At 72.1% G+C, this 17,798-nt stretch carries 14 protein-coding genes and 1 pseudogene; 6 read left to right on the top strand and 9 right to left on the bottom strand.

The features are described from left to right. The first annotated feature begins 38 nt into the window (after positions 1-38). Together OG352_RS02070 and OG352_RS02065 are read left to right on the top strand one after the other, a co-directional pair. The gene (locus tag OG352_RS02070; protein WP_329213673.1) at positions 39-2,054 is read left to right on the top strand and encodes an NADPH-dependent 2,4-dienoyl-CoA reductase; all 2,016 of its coding nucleotides are present in this window, start codon (positions 39-41) and stop codon (positions 2,052-2,054) included. A gap of 41 nt (positions 2,055-2,095) precedes the next feature. Next, positions 2,096-2,668 carry a PadR family transcriptional regulator gene (locus OG352_RS02065; protein WP_329213671.1) on the top strand — a complete coding sequence of 191 codons (573 nt, stop codon included), beginning with the start codon at positions 2,096-2,098 and terminating at the stop codon, positions 2,666-2,668. Positions 2,669-2,718: 50 nt separating this feature from the next. Here OG352_RS02065 and OG352_RS02060 read toward each other — a convergent pair whose 3' ends face one another. Both OG352_RS02060 and OG352_RS02055 read right to left on the bottom strand, forming a co-directional pair. Continuing rightward, positions 2,719-3,264 carry a hypothetical protein gene (locus OG352_RS02060; protein WP_329213669.1) on the bottom strand — a complete coding sequence of 182 codons (546 nt, stop codon included), beginning with the start codon at positions 3,262-3,264 and terminating at the stop codon, positions 2,719-2,721. 164 nt (positions 3,265-3,428) lie between these two features. Continuing rightward, a pseudogene (locus OG352_RS02055) lies at positions 3,429-3,557 on the bottom strand (fibronectin type III domain-containing protein); the annotation flags it as partial. 349 nt (positions 3,558-3,906) lie between these two features. Here OG352_RS02055 and OG352_RS02050 point away from each other — a divergent pair. Further along, positions 3,907-4,707: a glycoside hydrolase family 75 protein gene (locus OG352_RS02050; RefSeq protein WP_329213667.1), complete on the top strand. Its 801-nt coding sequence runs from the start codon at positions 3,907-3,909 to the stop codon at positions 4,705-4,707. Positions 4,708-4,753: 46 nt separating this feature from the next. On the opposite strand, the gene OG352_RS02045 is transcribed toward OG352_RS02050, so the two are convergent. Further along, positions 4,754-5,515, bottom strand: coding sequence for an SDR family NAD(P)-dependent oxidoreductase (locus tag OG352_RS02045; protein ID WP_329213665.1), 762 nt, complete (start codon positions 5,513-5,515; stop codon positions 4,754-4,756). 164 nt (positions 5,516-5,679) lie between these two features. Here OG352_RS02045 and OG352_RS02040 point away from each other — a divergent pair, with 164 nt between their 5' ends. After that, positions 5,680-6,315, top strand: coding sequence for a TetR/AcrR family transcriptional regulator (locus OG352_RS02040; protein WP_329213663.1), 636 nt, complete (start codon positions 5,680-5,682; stop codon positions 6,313-6,315). A gap of 43 nt (positions 6,316-6,358) precedes the next feature. Here the strand turns inward: OG352_RS02040 and OG352_RS02035 are convergent, their stop codons facing one another. The 4 genes from OG352_RS02035 to OG352_RS02020 form a co-directional block, all read right to left on the bottom strand. Further along, the gene (locus OG352_RS02035; RefSeq protein WP_329213661.1) at positions 6,359-6,769 is read right to left on the bottom strand and encodes a PTS-dependent dihydroxyacetone kinase phosphotransferase subunit DhaM; all 411 of its coding nucleotides are present in this window, start codon (positions 6,767-6,769) and stop codon (positions 6,359-6,361) included. 7 nt (positions 6,770-6,776) lie between these two features. Then, a complete protein-coding gene (dhaL, locus tag OG352_RS02030; RefSeq protein ID WP_329213659.1) occupies positions 6,777-7,376 on the bottom strand; it encodes a dihydroxyacetone kinase subunit DhaL in 600 nt (199 codons plus the stop codon). A 68-nt stretch (positions 7,377-7,444) separates the two neighbouring features. Beyond that, a complete protein-coding gene (gene dhaK, locus OG352_RS02025) occupies positions 7,445-8,437 on the bottom strand; it encodes a dihydroxyacetone kinase subunit DhaK (protein WP_329213657.1) in 993 nt (330 codons plus the stop codon). A 148-nt stretch (positions 8,438-8,585) separates the two neighbouring features. Then, positions 8,586-11,021: a SpoIIE family protein phosphatase gene (locus tag OG352_RS02020; RefSeq protein ID WP_443072468.1), complete on the bottom strand. Its 2,436-nt coding sequence runs from the start codon at positions 11,019-11,021 to the stop codon at positions 8,586-8,588. Positions 11,022-11,517: 496 nt separating this feature from the next. Between OG352_RS02020 and OG352_RS02015 the strand changes: the two genes are divergently transcribed. Next, positions 11,518-11,733, top strand: a complete 216-nt coding sequence (locus OG352_RS02015) for a DUF6243 family protein (protein WP_280882287.1) — start codon at positions 11,518-11,520, stop codon at positions 11,731-11,733. A gap of 212 nt (positions 11,734-11,945) precedes the next feature. Here OG352_RS02015 and OG352_RS02010 read toward each other — a convergent pair whose 3' ends face one another. Further along, positions 11,946-13,148 carry an RICIN domain-containing protein gene (locus OG352_RS02010; protein ID WP_329213650.1) on the bottom strand — a complete coding sequence of 401 codons (1,203 nt, stop codon included), beginning with the start codon at positions 13,146-13,148 and terminating at the stop codon, positions 11,946-11,948. A 486-nt stretch (positions 13,149-13,634) separates the two neighbouring features. After that, entirely contained in the window at positions 13,635-16,133 is a 2,499-nt protein-coding gene (locus OG352_RS02005; protein WP_329213648.1) for a SpoIIE family protein phosphatase, read from the bottom strand. 165 nt (positions 16,134-16,298) lie between these two features. Between OG352_RS02005 and OG352_RS02000 the strand changes: the two genes are divergently transcribed. Further along, the gene (locus OG352_RS02000) at positions 16,299-17,762 is read left to right on the top strand and encodes an aldehyde dehydrogenase family protein (RefSeq protein ID WP_329213646.1); all 1,464 of its coding nucleotides are present in this window, start codon (positions 16,299-16,301) and stop codon (positions 17,760-17,762) included. Positions 17,763-17,798: the final 36 nt, after the last annotated feature.

Here is a 17,798-nt window from a genome sequence, read left to right as displayed (position 1 = left end):
AGAACTGGAGGGACTACCGCCGCGCACGGAGGCCTGCCATGAGCCGTTACCCGCACCTGCTGAGCCCGCTCGACCTGGGCTTCACCACGCTGCCCAACCGGGTCCTGATGGGCTCGATGCACGTCGGCCTGGAGGAGGCCGAGCGCGGCTTCGAGCGCATGGCCGCGTTCTACGCCGCCCGGGCGCGCGGGGGAGTGGGCCTCATCGTCACCGGCGGCATCGCCCCCAACGACGAGGGCCGGCCCTACGAGGGCGGCGCGAAGCTCACCACGGACGCGGAGGCCGAGCAGCACCGGGCGATCACCGACGCCGTGCACCGCGAGGGCGGCCGGATCGCGATGCAGATCCTGCACTTCGGCCGCTACGCCTACCACCGGGACCTGGTCGCCCCGAGCCCGCTCCAGGCCCCCATCAGCCCCTTCCCGCCCCGCGAGCTCACCGACGCCGACGTCGAGCGCACGATCGACGACTACGCCCGCGCCGCCCGCCTCGCCCGGCAGGCCGGCTACGACGGCGTCGAGATCATGGGCTCCGAGGGCTATCTCGTCAACGAGTTCATCGCCGCGCAGACCAACCACCGCACCGACCGCTGGGGCGGCTCGTACGAGAACCGGATGCGGTTCCCCGTCGAGATCGTGCGGCGGGTACGCGAGGCGGTCGGCGAGGACTTCATCGTCGTCTACCGGCTGTCCATGCTGGACCTGGTGCCCGGCGGTTCGACGCTCGACGAGGTCGTCACCCTCGCCAAGGCCGTCGAGGCGGCCGGCGCGACCATCATCAACACCGGCATCGGCTGGCACGAGGCCCGCATCCCCACCATCGCCACCTCCGTGCCGCGCGGCGCCTACACCTGGGTGACGAAGAGGCTGATGGGCGAGGTGTCGGTCCCCCTCGTGACCACCAACCGCATCAACACCCCCGAGCTCGCCGAGGAGTTGCTCGCCGACGGCTGCGCGGACATGGTGTCGATGGCCCGCCCGATGCTCGCCGACCCCGACTTCGTCAACAAGGCCGCGGCCGGCACGCCCGAGGCCATCAACACCTGCATCGGCTGCAACCAGGCCTGTCTGGACCACACCTTCAGCGGCAGGATCACGTCCTGTCTGGTCAACCCGCGCGCCTGCCACGAGACCGAACTCGTCCTGTCCGCAACGCGGTTGAGCAAGCGCGTCGCGGTGGTGGGCGCCGGCCCGGCGGGCCTCGCCTGTGCCGTGAGCGCCGCCGAACGCGGCCACGCGGTGACGCTGTTCGACGCGGCGAGCGAGATCGGCGGCCAGCTCAACGTCGCCCGAAAGGTGCCGGGCAAGCAGGAGTTCGACGAGACGCTGCGCTACTTCCGCCACCAGCTCGCCGCGCACGGCGTGGACGTACGCCTCAACACCCCTGTGACCGCAGGGGACTTGGCGGACTACGACGAGGTCGTCGTCGCCACCGGCGTCAGCCCCCGCACCCCCGACATCCCCGGTGTCGACCACCCGAGCGTCGTCGGCTACCTCGACGTCCTGCGCGACGGCGCGCCCGTCGGCGACCGCGTCGCGATCCTCGGCGCGGGCGGCATCGGCTTCGACGTCGCCGAGTTCCTCACCGACGGCGGCGACAAGGCGAGCCAGGACCCGGCCACCTACTTCCGCCAGTGGGGCGTCGACATGGACTACCAGGCCCCCGGCGGCCTCACCGCCCCCGAGCGCACCGCCCCGCCCCGCACGGTCCACCTCCTCCAGCGCAAGACCGGCAAGGTCGGCGCCGGCCTAGGCAAGACCACCGGCTGGATCCACCGCACGGAGCTCAAACACCGGGGCGTCACGATGGTCCCGGGTGTGCGCTACGACCGGATCGACGACGCCGGACTGCACGTCACCGTCGGGGAGCGGAGCACGGTCCTGGAGGTCGACACCATCGTGCTGTGCACCGGCCAGGACCCGCGCCGGGACCTGTACGAGGCGCTGGTCGCCGCCGGCGCCCCCGTGCACCTCATCGGCGGTGCCGACCTGGCCGCCGAGCTGGACGCCAAGCGCGCCATCCAGCAGGGCACGGAACTCGCGGCGGCGCTGTAGGCGCCCGGGTGCCGTACCGGCGCGTCCCTAGGATTGGCCGCATGTCACTCCCGCACGCGATCCTCACCGCCCTGCTCGAGAGGCCCTCGTCGGGGCTGGATCTGACCCGCCGGTTCGACAGGTCGATCGGCTACTTCTGGTCGGCGACGCACCAGCAGATCTACCGCGAGCTGGGAAAACTGGAGGCCGACGGCCACATCAGGGCACTGCCGACCGAGCAGCCGGCCCGCGGCCAGAAGAAGGCCTACGAAGTCCTGCCCGCGGGCCGCGCCGAACTCGCCCGGTGGACGGCGGCCGGCCAGGACCCCAAGCCGCACCGCGACGCCCTGCTGCTGCGGCTGCGCGCCGCGGCCGTCGTCGGCACCGCCGGTCTGGAGGCCGATCTGCGCCGCCATCTAGAGCTGCACCGGCGGCAGTTGAGCGAGTACGAGGAGATCGAGAAGCGCGACTTCCCGCCCGGTGACGCCCCCGCGCAGACCAGGCTGCGACACCTGGTCCTGCGCGCGGGCATCGAACTGGAGACGTTCTGGACCCAGTGGCTCACCGAGGCCCTGGAAGAGCTGCCCGCGCTGGACGACCCGGCCGGCCACGGAACCGGCCAGGACAACTCCTAGAACCAGAACAACCCTTAGAGCCAGAACAACTCTTGGAACTGGGACAACTCCTAGAACCGGTGCGGCTTCGAGCGGCGGCGCAGGAACCAGGCCGCTCCGATGACACCCGCTCCCACCAGCGCCCCGCCGACCCCCATGGTGACGGGGCCGTAGTCGCGGGCCGTGCCGCCGAGGCCGCCCATGACGCCGCGCGAGGGCGAGGCGGTCGCGGAGATGGTCGGGACGGACGGCACCGGCGCCGAGACGATCACCGACTGGGTGCCGGCGGTGGCGCCGCTGGAGCACATGACGACGACGGTGTACGTGCCCGGGGAGACGCCCGACCAGGCCGCGGACTGGCTCGCGGCCGTCCCGGACAGGGCGACCTGACGCCCCTGGGCGAAGCTCCCCTGGCCGCTGCTGAGCAGCGCGGCCGTGCCCCAGCTCCCGTTGCTCTGGGTGCAGGCGCTGGTCACCACCGACGCCGTGGAGCCGGTCGTGCTGACGGAGATGCCCGAAACCCGGGCGGCGGCAGGCCCGGAGGCCAGGGTGAGGGGAAGCGTGGCGACGGCTGCCACGGTCAGTCCCGAGCGGATGAGGAAACGGGAAGTGCGCATGGGATGTCCTCCGGCGGCGGCACGGTTGGCGGTACATCCCTTGCGCCGCCGAGATCGGGTACGCCCGTGCTGCCTCAGGGGCAGCCAACGCGCCCCGGACCCGTCCCGCACCCGGACCGCCGCCGGGCAGGTGACGGATTCCTCCGTACGGCCCAGGCGAGTGGTCACCGGGGCCCGCCCGTCGTCACCGTCCGCTCCGCCGAGAACGCGCCCCACGTGCCGTCCGGCAGCCGGGCCCGCAGCCGCACCCGGTGACCGGCCCCCGCCTCCGGCCCCGCCCGGAAGCTGTACTGCCCCCCGCCGGCGCGCCGGGAACCCGCCCGTCGTCACCGCTGCTCCTACTCCTACCGCTACTCCTACCGCTACTCCTACCGCTACTCCTACCGCTACTCCTACCGCTACCGCTACCGCTGTCGGCACCGCCGGCGCACCCGCACGACAGGGCCGCCACCAGCCCGCACACCACCACCCACAGCACAACGCGTCGCACGGCTTCGCCTCCGCGCCCGCCCCCTGTCGGCCCGTCAAAAACCGGGCCTCGTACGCCGTGCACCGTACGGCCCCCTCAAAGTGGCCCCGGGGTGCGGTCGACACCAGATTGTTCTGAGTGTCCGTCAATGTCCCACGAGAGGGTCCCGTATCGTGCGCGCCCAGTCGCTGACACTGGCCGCGGCCGGCCTCGCCCTGCTGGCCCCGACCACCCCACCCGCCGCCGCGCACCCGTCCCCGGGCGCCCCCGGGGCACCGGCGCTGCGCCAAGAAGGCTCAGTCCGCGCCGCCGACCTGCTGTCCCGGGTCCGCGACTGCACCCCCGTCTCCCGCGGCCGCTACCGCACCGACGACGACGCCCCCGCCACGATCCCGGTGTGCGGCACCGACGAGGCCGTGTTCTGGACGGCCGACATGGACATCGACTGCGACGGCCGCCCCGGCCCGCAGTGCAACAGCCGCACCGACCCGCTGTTCTCCGACGCCACGGCCTACCAGCAGTCCGACGGCCGCTATCTCAGCGCCGAGGCGCTGCCCTACATCGTCGTGCCGGGGGTGAGCGCCCTCTGGGACCACCGCGAACACGGGGTGCTCGGGGGCTCCGTCGCGGCCGTGGTCTACCGGGACCGGGTGCAGTACGCGGTCGTCGGCGACACGGGACCGAGCGGCATCATCGGCGAGGCGTCGTACGCCACCGCCCAGGCACTCGGCATCCGCCCCGACCCCCGCGGCGGCGGCGCCCCGTCCGGCGTCACGTACATCGTCTTCAAGAACTCCCGGGCGACCCCCATCGAGAGCCACGCGTCCGCGGTGGAGGTGGGGGAGCGGTTGGCGCGGCTGTTCGTAGGGGTGTCGGGAACGACTGACGGGACGACGGACCAGCCTCAGCCTCAGCAGCCGGAGGTGCCGGAGGGACAGGAGGGGCTGGACGCCGAGGCCGGCTGGGGCGAGTAGTGGAGCTGGGGGAGGGCGGAAGCCCGTAAGCGAAGAGGACGGGCGGTCAGACCGCCGACCAGCCGTCGTCGACCGGCAGGACCACGCCGTTGACGTTGCTCGCCGCGTCCGAGGCGAGGAACACGATCGCGGCGGCCTGCTCCTCGGCCTCGGCCAGGCGGCCGGCGTTGACGAAGTGCGGGCCGAGCGCCGCCGGGCCGTGGGCCGCCTGGTCGGCCTCCACGACGATCGCGGTCCTCGTGGCGCCCGGCGCGATCGCGTTCGCACGGATGCCCTTGCCTCGGTACATCACCGCGAGGGACTTGGTCAGCCCCACCACGCCGTGCTTCGACGCGGTGTACGCGGCGCCGGCCGCGCTGCCCCGCAGACCGGCCTCGGACGCGGTGTTGACGATCGCGCCCCGGCCGGCGGCCAGCATGTGCGGCAGCACCGCGCGGGTGAGCAGGAACGGGGCGGTGAGGTTGACCCGGACGACCCGCTCCCACTCCGCGTCGCTCACGTCCGCGAGCGCGGACATACGGTCCATGATCCCCGCGTTGTTCACCAGCACGTCGATCCCGCCGAACCGCTCCACCGCGGTCGCGGCCACCTCGTCCACGACGGTCTGCTCGCTGAGGTCGCCGGTGACGGCAACGGCCGTACCGCCCGTCTGCTCGATCTCCTTGACGACGGCCTGCGCGCCCTCGGCGTTGAGGTCGGCCACCAGGACCCGCGCCCCCTCCGCGGCGAAGGCCAGGGCCGTGGCGCGCCCGATGCCCGAGCCCGCTCCGGTGACGACGACGCTGCGGCCTTCCAGTCCAGTGGCCATGAGGTACTCCTAGTAGCTGCGATGTAGCTGCGATGTGTGGGACGGGCGGGGGCACCCCGGAGTGCGTGTGCCGCCACTGCCGCAGCCACCCTACGACTTATTGTCCTTGAGTGACATAAAGTCGCGCTGAAGAATCACGTGCCCCGAGACAGGAGGACGACTGGATGACCGGATCCGGTGGACGCACGGGCCGGCCGCCCCTGACGGACGAGCGCAAGGCACAGATCCGGCTGGAGATCGCCCGCGCAGCGGTCGACCTGTTCGTGGGCCAGGGCGTCGCCGCGACCACCGGCGAGCAGATCGGTCAGGCGGTCGGGGTCTCCGCGCGGACGGTATGGCGGTACTTCCCGAGCAAGGAGAGCTGCGTGCGCCCGCTCCTCACGGCGGGCATCGACACGATCGCCGCCTGCCTGCGGGAGTGGCGCCCGGGCCGCCCCCTGGGAGACGTCTTCGCCGGGCTGGACACCGACCAGCGCGTCGTCGTCGGCCCAGACCCCGCCACCGTCGGGGCCCTGGTACGGCTGACCCGCACCGAACCGGGCCTGCGCGCCGTCTGGCTCCAGACCTACGACGAGGCCGAGCCGGTGTTCGCCCGCGCCCTCGCCGACCGGGCCGGGCGGCCGGCCGGCGACCTGCGGTCGGCCATCCATGCGGCGATGTTCAACGCTGCCCTGCGCGCCGCGGTGGAACACCACGCCTGGCGCGCCGACGACCCCGCCACGGACCCGGCGACAACAAGGGCCGAGCTGGCGGAGGCCGTCCGCACGGCCCTCGAAGTGGCGTCGGAGGGACTCACATGAGGTGTCCGAAGAGGAGAAGGCGAAGGTCTCGTCCGAGCCCGGGTCACACCTTGCGGTAGGTGTACGCCTCCATGGCCGCCGCCTCCACCGCGTCGAGGTCGGCGCCCGTCGACGCCGTGACGACGGCGGCCACCGCGCCCTCGACGAACGGCGCGTCCAACAGGCGGGCGGTACCGGGGAGTTCGTCGCCCTCCGCGAGCATCGCCTTCACCGTGAGGACGGCGCTGCCCAGATCGGCGAGGACCGCGACCCCGGCCCCCCGGTCCACCGAGACGGCAGCGGCGGCGATCAGCTCGGCGCTCGTGCCGAGCCCGCCGCCCTCCGTACCGCCGGCCGCGGCGACCGGCACGGCCGTACCGCCGCCCACCAGCCCCCGCGCCAGTTCGGCCACGGCCGTGGCCACCGCCGCACTGTGCGACACCAGGACGATGCCGACCGGTTTCCCGTCGCTCACCGCCGCCTCACTCCCCGTCGGCTTCGGCGAGGGCGGCGATGAGCAGCGCCGCCGAGGTGGCGCCCGGATCCTGGTGGCCGATGCTGCGCTCGCCGAGGTAGCTGGCCCGGCCCTTGCGGGCCTGCAACGGTGTCGTCGCCTCGGCGCCCTGCTCGGCGGCGGCCCGGGCGGCGCGGAAACCGCCGGGGAGGGCGTCGACGGCCGGCACCAGCGAATCGATCATGGTCTTGTCGCCGGGCGCGGCGCCACCGAGCTGCATCACGGCGTCCACGCCCACGCGCAACGCCTCGGCGAAGCCCGCCTCGTCCACCTCGGCCGCCTCCCCGAGCGCCTTCCCCGTCCGGCGCAGCAGCGTGCCGTACAGCGGACCCGAGGCCCCGCCCACCGTCGAGATCAGCCGGCTCCCCGCGAGGACCAGAACGGCGCCCGGGGTCCCGGCCGCCTCCTTCTCCAGTGCCGCGGTCACCGCGGTGAAGCCGCGGCGGAGGTTGCTGCCGTGATCGGCGTCCCCGATGGGCGAGTCGAGGGCCGTGAGCCGGTCCGCCTCACGGTCGACGGACACGGCGGTCGCCGTCATCCAACGGCGGAAGAAGTCGGCGTCGAGCACGGGATCTCCTTGCATGGTCGCTGCGGTCGTCGCATGGTCGGCACGGTCGTCCGAACGCCTGCCCCGGCTCACGCACCCCAACGCAGCCCGGCGGTCTTCACCGGCGCGTCCCACAGCCGCAGCAGCTCCTCGTCGATCTGGCACAGGGTCACCGACGCGCCGGCCATGTCGAGGGACGTCACGTAGTTGCCGACGAGCGTACGGGCGACGGCCACTCCCCGCTGGGTCAGCACGCGCTGCACCTCGGCGTTGAAGCCGTACAGCTCCAGCAGCGGCGTCGCGCCCATGCCGTTGACCAGGACGAGGACGGGGTTGCGGGGCGTCAGGTCCTCCAGGATCGCGTGGACCGCGAAGTCGGCGATCTCGCCGGACGTCATCATCGCCCGCCGCTCCCGCCCGGGCTCCCCGTGGATGCCGACGCCCAACTCCAGCTCGCCGGGCGGCAGATCGAAGGTCGGGCTGCCCTTGGCCGGAGTCGTGCACGCGCTGAGGGCCACGCCGAAGCTGCGCGTGTTCGCGTTCACCTGCCGGGCGAGCGCCTCGACCCGCTCCAGCGGCTGCCGCTCCTCGGCGGCGGCCCCGGCGATCTTCTCCACGAACAGCGTCGCGCCCGTACCGCGCCGCCCGGCCGTGTAGAGACTGTCGGTGACGGCCACGTCGTCATCGACCAGCACCTTCGCGACCCGGATGCCCTCGTCCTCGGCCAGCTCGGCCGCCATGTCGAAGTTGAGGACGTCGCCGGTGTAGTTCTTGACGACGAACAGCACACCCGCTCCGCTGTCCACGGCCGCCGCCGCACGCACCATCTGATCCGGCACCGGCGACGTGAACACCTCACCGGGGCAGGCCGCGGAAAGCATCCCGGGTCCGACGAACCCGCCGTGCAGCGGCTCATGCCCCGAGCCTCCACCGGACACCAGCGCCACCTTCCCGGCCACCGGAGCGTCCCGCCGCACGATCACCCGGTTCTCGACATCGACGGCCAGCTCGGGATGGGCGGCCGCCATCCCGCGCAGCGCGTCCGCGACCACGGTCTCCGGAACGTTGATCAGCATCCTCACGGATACCTCCAGGTGAGACGAACAGGTGAGTCCCTGACCTTCATCGACAGTATCGACGCTGACAAGGGGCCGGGTCACGTGTCCGGACGCCGACGGGCGCAGGCGGGACGTTCAGCCGGATTGCCGCCTCTCCTCGGCGCGGAGAAGGCTACGGGGACTCGGACGGGTCCAAGGCCAGCTCCGCCCAGATGGTCTTGCCGGTGGCGGTGTGGCGTGTGCCCCATCCGCGGCTGACCTGTGCCACGAGCAGCAGGCCGCGACCGCCCTCGTCGTAGGTACGGGCACGCCGCAGGTGGGGCGCTGTGTTGCTGGTGTCCGAGACCTCGCAAATGAGGTGGCGGCCCCGGAGCAGACGCAGCTCGATGGGCGGTTCGGCGTGCCGGATCGCATTGGTGACCAGCTCACTCACCACCAGTTCGGTGGCGAAGGACGCCTCCTGCGCGTTCCACGCCTCGAGTTGCTCGCTGACGAGTTTGCGCGCCCCGGCCACCACGGCGGGATCGGCCGGCAGCTCCCAGGTGGCGACGTCCCGGGGGTCGAGCGCCTGGGTGCGGGCGACGAGCAGGGCGATGTCGTCGGCGGGGTCCTCGGGGGGCACGGTGGCGAGCACGAGGTCGCACAGATCGTCCAGGGACGTCACGGAACCGGCGAGGGCGCTGCGCAGACGCGCGGTCCCCTCGTCGATGTCCTGCTTGCGGGACTCGACCAGCCCGTCGCTGTAGAGAGCGAGCAGGCTTCCCTCGGGGAGGGTGACCTCGATGGTTTCGAAGGGCAGCCCGCCCAGCCCCAACGGGGGACCGGCGGGTACGTCCAGGAACTCCACGTCGCCCGCCGGGCTGACCACTGCGGGGACCGGGTGGCCCGCGCGGGCCAGCGTGCAGACACGGGAGACCGGGTCGTAGACCGCGTACAGGCAGGTGGCGCCGAGGCCGGTGGCCATCCCGGCGGCCTGGTCCCACGAGGCCCCCTCGGCGTCCGTGTCCGCCGAGAGCCGGATGACCAGGTCGTCGAGATGGGTGAGCAGTTCGTCGGGGGGAAGGTCGATGTCGGCGAGGGTCCGGACGGCGGTCCGCAGCCGCCCCATGATCGCCGACGCCTGGACGCCGTGCCCGACCACGTCGCCGACGACCAGAGCGACCCGGGCGCCGGACAGCGGGATCAGGTCGAACCAGTCCCCGCCCACCCCTGCCAGTGTGTCCGTCGGCAGGTACCGGAAGGCCGCCTCCACCGCGGGCTGAGCGGGCAGCCGCTGAGGGAGCAGGGCCGTCTGCAGCGCCAGTGCGGTCTCCCGCTCGCGGGCGTAACGGCGCGCGTTGTCGATGGAGACCGCGGCCCGGGCGGTGATCTCCTCAGCGAGTAGCAGATCGCCCTCGCTGAAGGACTCCGGGCGTTGGTGGCGCAGGAAGACGACAACGCCCAGGGTGTGGCCCCGGGCCGTCAGCGGCACGGCCATGACGGAGTGGATGCCGAAGGTGCGGACCGACCGCTCCCGTCCGGGATGCCCCACCGACCAGTCGGCGGAGTCCGGGTCGAATTCGGCATGGAGCACGGCCCGGCCGGTGGTCAGGCATTGCGCCGTGGGGGAGCCCCTGGCGTAGCTGTCCACGTCGCCGGGGCGCAGCACCGCCTCGGCGTTGTCTGGAAGCACGGACTGCTGGGCCACCCGGCGCAGCAGGAACGAGCCTTCCGCGGTCAGCCCGGACATCGCCGCTCCCGGTGGCGGCGCTTCCGCGCGCTCGACGTCCGGAAGAAGATCGACGGTGGCGAAGTCGGCGAACTCAGGGACGGCCACGTCGGCCAGTTCCTGGGCGGTGTGGGCGACGTTCAACGTGGTCCCGATGCGGGTGCCGGCATCGTTCAGAAGTTGGAGCCGTTTGCGCGCCCAGAATTGTTCGGTCATGTCGTGGGCCGACAGCCCCACGCCGCGCAGTACGCCGTCGTCGTCCCGTATCGGGAACAGCGAGAGGGACCAGGCCTGCTTGCGGATCTCCCCGGCGACCTGTACCTCGACCTCCACGTCCTCCGGTTCACCGGTCTCCAGCACGTGCGCCATGCGCCGCTCGACCCGTGCGAACTCGGGGTGGGCCACCAGCTCGGCGTGCCGAAACCCTTGTATGTCCGCTTCACCCAGGTTCAGGGCGTGCTCGGAGAACTGGTTGGCCTGCCTCAGGCGCAGGTTCGTGTCGTACGTCTCCAGCGAGCAGCAGGACGCCTGGTAGAAGGCCCACGTGGGCAGCTTCTCCGTGCCCTGGGAAGCACCGGCGCCTGGGAGCGGGGACAAGACCAGCCAGTCGGGTGCGCTGCCCTCCTCCCGCCGGTGGTGGGCGAGCAGACGGGCTTCCACTCGGTGCCCGTCCTGGTGCCGCAGCTGAACCGTGCCGTTCCACCTCGGCAGGGCCGACACCTGACGCAGTGCCTCTACGGAGATCTCCGCGGAGATCTCCGCGTCGAGCAGGTCGGCGGCCGGTCTGCCGATGACCCGTGCGGCCGCGTAGCCGAGCAGTCGGCAAGCGCCCTCACTCCACTCGGCGATCATGCCGCGTTCGTCGACGACGGCACGCGCCGTGAGCGGGTCGTCGGGCATGCCGACCGAGCTCGGCGGGTCGACGTCGTGGATGTCTCGCGGTCCCACCACCGTCTCACCTCCACCCGGAGTGCGCTCCGATCAGGCGTGCGTCTCTCTTTCTCTCGCATCCCATAGTGCTACGTTCCGCGGGTAACGTCCCAGGATGGGCTGCGAGGACGTGCCTGCAGATCACCGGGGTCGGCAGCGTCGGCCTGTTCGCCGGTTCGCGGTGGCGGCGGCGATGATGAAGGTTGTCCCGTAACGGCGGGGCGCAAGTGAGATGATCTCTCATCCGGCCCTGCCCCGGGCGCTCGCCGAAGGCCCGGCCGACGCCGGGGCGGCGAACAAATTGGTGTGCGGGGCCGACGGAACCAGGTAACGTCTTTGTCATGTTCTTCCAGACGCCGATTTACGAGTGAGAGCGTGATGGGCCCCTGCTGACGTCTTTCGACGTCGCCGCCCGTCCCCCACCGATGAATCCGTAGATCACTTCACATCATTACCGGGAGAGCCCGTGACCGTGAGCAAGAACATCAACAACCCCGTGGGCATGGGCGGCGGCCAGCGCAAGAAGCTGTCCCGCGCCGAACGGCAGAACCACGGTCCGCACCGCAACCTCGACCGCCAGGGTGCGGCCGACCAGAAGGCGGAGCTGGTGCGCAAGATGCGCGAGAAGGCAGGCGCAGCTGAGGGCGCCGGGCAGGCGGGCGACGACACCGCACAGAGCTGACGCACCGCCGCCGCAGGGGCGGCGCCGCACGGGGCAGGGCCCGGACCGCGACGCGCGGTCCGGGCCCTGCTGCCGTACCGGTCCCGCTCAGCCCCGGTCCGGGCCCTGCTGCCGTACCGGGCGCGGCCGGTCCCGCTCAGCCCTCCGCCGACCACCCGCGTCTCAGCTGACCACTCCGCTCCACAAGCCACGCCCACCATCTGCCGTCGGCGTCAGGACAGGAAGCCCCCGTAGGGGCCGTTGAGGATCTGGTTCTTCTGGCTCTGGCTGAAGTGGGTGTTGGGGTAGTCGTAGAAGGACGCGGACATCGGTGTGCCGTCGGTCGAGGACGAGTCCGGCAGGCCGAAGGAGTGGCCGAGTTCGTGCACCATTCCGCCGTACCAGCGGTTCATCGGCTCTCCGCTGGTGCCTGCGGCGCCGTCGGCGTCGTGTCCGCTCAGGATGACCCAGCCGGTGTTGGCGCCCCCGCCCGCGCCCTCTCCCTCGGCGCTGATCTCGCCGACGTTGAGCCAGCGGCTGTCGGGGTTGTTCAGGCCGAATTTCCTGGTGAGTTCGTTCTGCATGTTCGTGACGGTCCACCAGTAACGGTCACCGCCGTTGGGCGTGTTCTCGTACCAGCTCCGGGGGTGGTCACCGTTGACGACCTCGACCACGGGGCTGTTCAGCGTGAAGGTCTTGCCGAGTTCCTGCCGGTAGTAGCGCTGTGCTTCCCGCATCACGTTGGCGATGCCGTCGGGGTACCGCTGGTCGAACGCGACGTCGGAGGGCTTCAGCCAGTACACCCGGACGGTCTTCGCCGGGGGAGTGGTCGGTGGCGTGGTCGGGCCGCCGCCGCTGCCGGCGAAGTTGGGCAGCCGCCAGGTCCGCGACATCGCGTTGGTGCAGGGCAACTGGACGAGGCCGGTGTTCTCGGCCGAGGAGTCGCCCGACGGAGCGACGCATTTGCCGGAGTGAACGGCCTGCACGCTGAAGACGTTGTTCGTTCCGCTGACCGTCACGGGTACGAGGCGGAACTTCTGGCTGGCTCCGGAGCCGCAGGTCCGCTGGACGATCGTGGCGTTGTCGGCGCTGGACGCTCCGTTGACGTCCACGCATCTTCCGGCGGCCGAAGTGCCGATGCCGTACTGGTCGGTGGTCCCGCCGACCGGGGTGAAGGTGAACGTCTGGTTGGCCTCGCCGTGGCAGGACCATTGGATGAGCTGGATGCCGTCGGCGGTGGAACTGCCCGGCACGTCCAGGCAGTTGCCGCCGTTCTGGCTGACCGCGGTGGAGGTGAACGCCGTCGCGGCGTGGACGGGCGGCGCGATCGCGACGGTGCCCATGACCGAACCGACCAGCACGGTGAGCAGGACCGCCCAGAGGGACAGGAACCGACCTCTGCGCTCCCGCCCGGGACGAGGAGTTGAGCGGGTCACCGCCGTCGTGGTCGTAGGTGTGGATCCCCAACTCGTGGTCGGGAGTGGAGCGGTGGGCCCTGCGGGGACCGCCGTCCGTCGTTTTCTCATCGGTTGCTCCCTCGTGTAGTGCTCATGACATATGACTGTGCACGTGCAAGCGCTGGAGAGTGAGGAAGAGGACCGACCGGTCAGGGGAGTGGTTCCCCTGCGTCCCCGAGCGGTACTGAAACGACCTGAAAGGTTTTCGCAAGGTAGGGGTGGGCCCCACAAGTGTCAAGAGACATGCATACGGCCCGGGCACTCGCTCGGTGCGAGCTTCTCAGAAAGCCTTTTCGGCTCGTTTCTCGTCGGGCCGGACGCTGTAGGTGCCGACCCCGACCCCGACCCCGACCCCGACCCCGACCCCGACCCCGACCCCGAGCCCGACGCCAAGGTCGGCGCGGTGGGCAAGGTGGGGCTTGGCTGCGGCACGGCGTCGGCCGTGGCCGTCATGGGGAGGCACCGTCATGGGGAGCCGGGGAGTTCCTGTTCGGCCCAGATCGTCTTGCCGGTGTAGGTGTGGCGGGTGCCCCAGCTCTGGGTGAGCTGGGCGACCAGGAGGAGTCCGCGGCCGCCTTCGTCGAACGTGCGGGCCCGGCGCAGGTGAGGGGCGGAGCTGCTGGCGTCGGAGACCTCGCAGATCAGGTTGCGGTCGCGGATCAACCGGAGCTGGATGGGGGGTCCGCCGTAGCGGATGGCGTTGGTGACCAGCTCGCTGACGATCAGTTCGGTGACGAAGGCGGCCTCCTCCATGCCCCAGAGGTCGAGCTGGCGGCAGGCGTTCTTGCGTGTCTCGGCGACCGAGGCCGGGTCGGGCGGCACGTCCCAGGTGACGACATGGGCGGCGTCCAGGGCTCGGGTGCGGGCCATGAGCAGCGCCACGTCGTCGGCGGGGCGCTCCGGGAGAAGCGTCCGCAGCACGGTGTCACAGGTGTCCTCCAGTGACGAGGTCTCCCGGGCCAGGGTCGCGCGCAGGGCGTCGAGGCCCTCGTCGATGTCGCGGCCACGGGCCTCGACGAGACCGTCCGTGTACAGCGCGAGGACGCTTCCCTCGGGCAACTCGACCTCGGTGGCCTCGAACGGCAGGCCGCCCAGCCCCAGCGGCGGGCCCGCGGGGACGTCGAGGAACTCCACGGTCCCGTCCGGGGTCTTGAGCGCGGGCAGGGGGTGGCCGGCCCGGGCCAGTGTGCAGCGCCGCGAGACCGGGTCGTAGACCGCGTACAGGCAGGTGGCGCCGATGCCGCCGGCGGTGTCGGCCGCGCGTTCGGCCTCGGCGGACAGGTGGATGACGAGGTCGTCCAGGTGGGTCAGGAGTTCGTCGGGCGGGAGATCCACGTCGGCCAGGGTCCGTACGGCGGTGCGCAGCCGTCCCATGGTGGCCGAGGCCTGGATGCCGTGGCCGACGACGTCGCCGACGACGAGCGCGACCCGCGCGCCGGACAGCGGGATCACGTCGTACCAGTCGCCGCCGACGCCGGCCTGCGTGCTGGCGGGCAGGTAGCGGGAGGCGACGTCGACGGCGGCCTGCGGAGGCAGCCGCTGCGGCAGCAGACTGCTCTGCAGGGTGAGGGAGGTGCGGCGCTCGCGGGTGTAGCGGCGGGCGTTGTCGATGCAGACGGCGGCCCTCGCGGTGATCTCCTCGCCGAGGAGCAGGTCGTCCTGCTCGAAGGGTTCCGGGCGCCGGTGGCGGGAGAAGGTGGCCACGCCGAGGGTGATGCCGCGGGCGCGCATCGGCACGGCGAGCACCGAGTGGAAGCCGTACCGCCGCACCCGGTCGGCCCGGTCCGGGACCTGGCTCGCCCACTTGTCGATGGCGGGCTCGGTCACCTTGCGGATCAGCGGGCGGTCGGCGGCCAGGCACTCGGCCGCGGGCGACGCGTCCGGGTAGACGGCCAGTGCCCCGTACTCGACGACGGCCTCGGGGCAGCCCTCCAGGACGGACTGGTTGGCGACCCGGCGCAGCATGACGGGGCTGGCCGGCGGACCGGCGGGCGGATCGTCACCGCCTTCGATGGCGGGGAGGAGGTCGACGGTGACGAAGTCCGCGAAGCGGGGGATGGCCACGTCGGCGAGTTCCTGCGCGGTACGGGCGAGGTCCAGGGTGCTGCCGATGCGGACGCTCGCGTCGTTCAGCAGGGCCAGACGCCCCCGGGCCACGTGCTCCTCGGTCGTGTCGCGGGCGGAGAGGAGTACGCCCCGTACCCTTCCCTCGGCGTCCCGTACGGGGGTGAGCGACGTGGTCCAGATGCTCTCGCGGTCGTGGCCGACCATGCGCAGGGTCTGCTGCAGATGCTGCTGCTCGCCGGTCTCCAGCGCCTGGCGCATGCACTGTTCCGTCCGGTCGCCCTCCGGGTCCACCACGATCTCCGACACGCGCAGCCCCTGCATCGCCGCCTCGGGCAGGCCGATCACGCGCTCCATGTCCGCGTTCGCCCGGCGCAGCCGCAGGCCGGTGTCGTAGAGCGCCGTCGCGGACGGGGACCCGGCGAACGCCCACGTCACCAGCGCGTCGTCCTGGGCCGACGACGCCGGGCGGCCCAGGGGCGAGACGAGGATCCACTCGCCGGCCCCCGCGTCCTCGCCACCCGGTCCCGGTCCCGCTCCGGGCTCCGGTTCCGTCTCCGGTTGGCGATCCGGCTTCCGGCGGTGTGCCAGCAGGTTCACCGTGAGGTGGTGGCCGTCCCGGTGCAGGAGCCGCACCGCCCCGCTCCACCTCCGCAGCGTTCGCAGGGACCGTGGCTCCGGCGTCGCGGGCGATTCCCCGGCGAGCAGCCGCGCGGCAGGCCGGCCGACGACCTCCTCGGACCGGTATCCGAGCAGCCGCCGCGCTCCCTTGCTCCACGCGGTGACGATGCCGTGCGTATCGACCGTGGCACGGGCGGTGGCCGCCTCGTCGACGGGGTCGTCCGATCGCCGCGCCACCCGGTCGTCGCCGGCGGCACCGGAACCCGTCATCGCGCTCATCCGCCCTCGCCTCGGTCTTTCCACCGCGCGCCCGGGTGCGGCCGGCAGCAACCGAACCGATGGGCGGAATGGCTGAACATATAGGAATAATTAACCATAATGTAAATGTCAAAAAGCCATCAGTGCGTCGATGGCAGTCAGTGCGTCGACGAGGGAGGGCGTGCCATGCCTGCCACCAGCGCGGAGACGTGGCCGGACGCGGCCCGGTGGACCGGGAAGATCTACAGCGGCGGCTGGCGGCAGCCCGAGGGTGGAACCCAGCCGGTGTACGAGCCCGCCACGGGAGCGCGGCTGGCGGAGGTGGGCGTGGCGTCGCCCGGGGATGTGGCCCGGGCCGGTGCTTCGGCCGCCCGCGCCCAGCGGGACTGGGCCGCGGTGACACCTGCGGAGCGCGCCGAGGTCCTGCTCCGCGCCGCCCGGGAGCTGCGCGAGAACAGCGGTGCGATCCGCGAGTGGATCGTCAGGGAGTCCGGCGGCGTCCCGGCGAAGGGCGACTACGAGATCGCGGCCGGACTCAGCCAGCTCGCGCAGGCCGCCGGGATGGCGTCGCTGCCCCTCGGTGAGATCCTCAGCCCGTCGGTACCCGGCCAGGCCAGCTACGCGTGGCGGGTGCCGCTGGGGGTGGTCGGTGTCATCAACCCCTGGAACGCGCCCCTGCTGTTCGCCATGCGTGTGCTCGCGCCCGCCCTCGTGCTGGGCAACGCCGTCCTGCTCAAACCCGATCCGCGCACACCGGTGTCCGGTGGCGTCGTCGTGGCGCGGCTTTTCGAGGACGCGGGACTGCCCGAGGGGCTGCTCCATGTCCTGCCCGGAGGCACCGGCACCGGTGAGGCCGTCGTGGCCGATCGGCATGTCGCCATGGTCTCGTTCACCGGCTCCGCCCGGGCCGGGCGGGCAGTCGCCCGCGCCGCCGGCGACGGGCTCAAGCGGGTCTCCCTGGAACTGGGCGGCAAGAACTCCATCGTCGTACTGGACGACGCTGACGTCGACGCCGCCGCGGCAGCCGGCGCGATGAGCACCTTCGGCTATCAGGGGCAGGCATGCGTCGCCGCCGGACGCCATCTGGTGCACGTCGGCCTCGTGGAGTCGTACACCGAGGCGCTGATCGGGCACGCCAAGGCGCTGCGGCTCGGCGACCCCCGCGAGCGCGGTGTGGACCTCGGCCCGGTGATCAGCGAGCGCCAGGCCGCCAGGATCGAGCGGATCGTGGACGAGAGCGTGGCCGCCGGCGCGCGGGTGCTGGCCGGCGGCCGCCGTGACGGACTGTTCTACCCGCCCACCGTCCTGGACCATGTCGCGCGCACCATGCCCGCCTTCAGCGAGGAGATCTTCGGGCCGGTCGCCCCCGTCATCGCCTTCCGCACCGACACCGAGGCCGTCGAGATCGCCAACGACACCGAGTACGGCCTGACGGCGGCCGTCCACTCCCGTTCGCTGCCGAGAGCCACCGCCCTCGCCGGAGAGTTGCGTACGGGCATGGTGCACATCAACGACGTGACCGCCAAGGACGCCGCGAACGCGCCCTTCGGCGGAATGGGAGCGTCGGGCAACGGCTCCCGCATCGGCGGCACCGCCAACCTGGAACAGTTCACCCAGTGGCGCTGGACGACGATGCCCGAGAAGGCCTGACCTCGGCCGTTGGAACGGGCGTCCAAGGCTCCCGCT

Origin of the sequence: Streptomyces sp. NBC_01485, from assembly GCF_036227125.1 — a bacterium.
In the GTDB taxonomy this organism is placed as follows: Bacteria; Actinomycetota; Actinomycetes; order Streptomycetales; family Streptomycetaceae; genus Streptomyces.
This window is presented reverse-complemented; position numbering and strand designations above follow the sequence as displayed.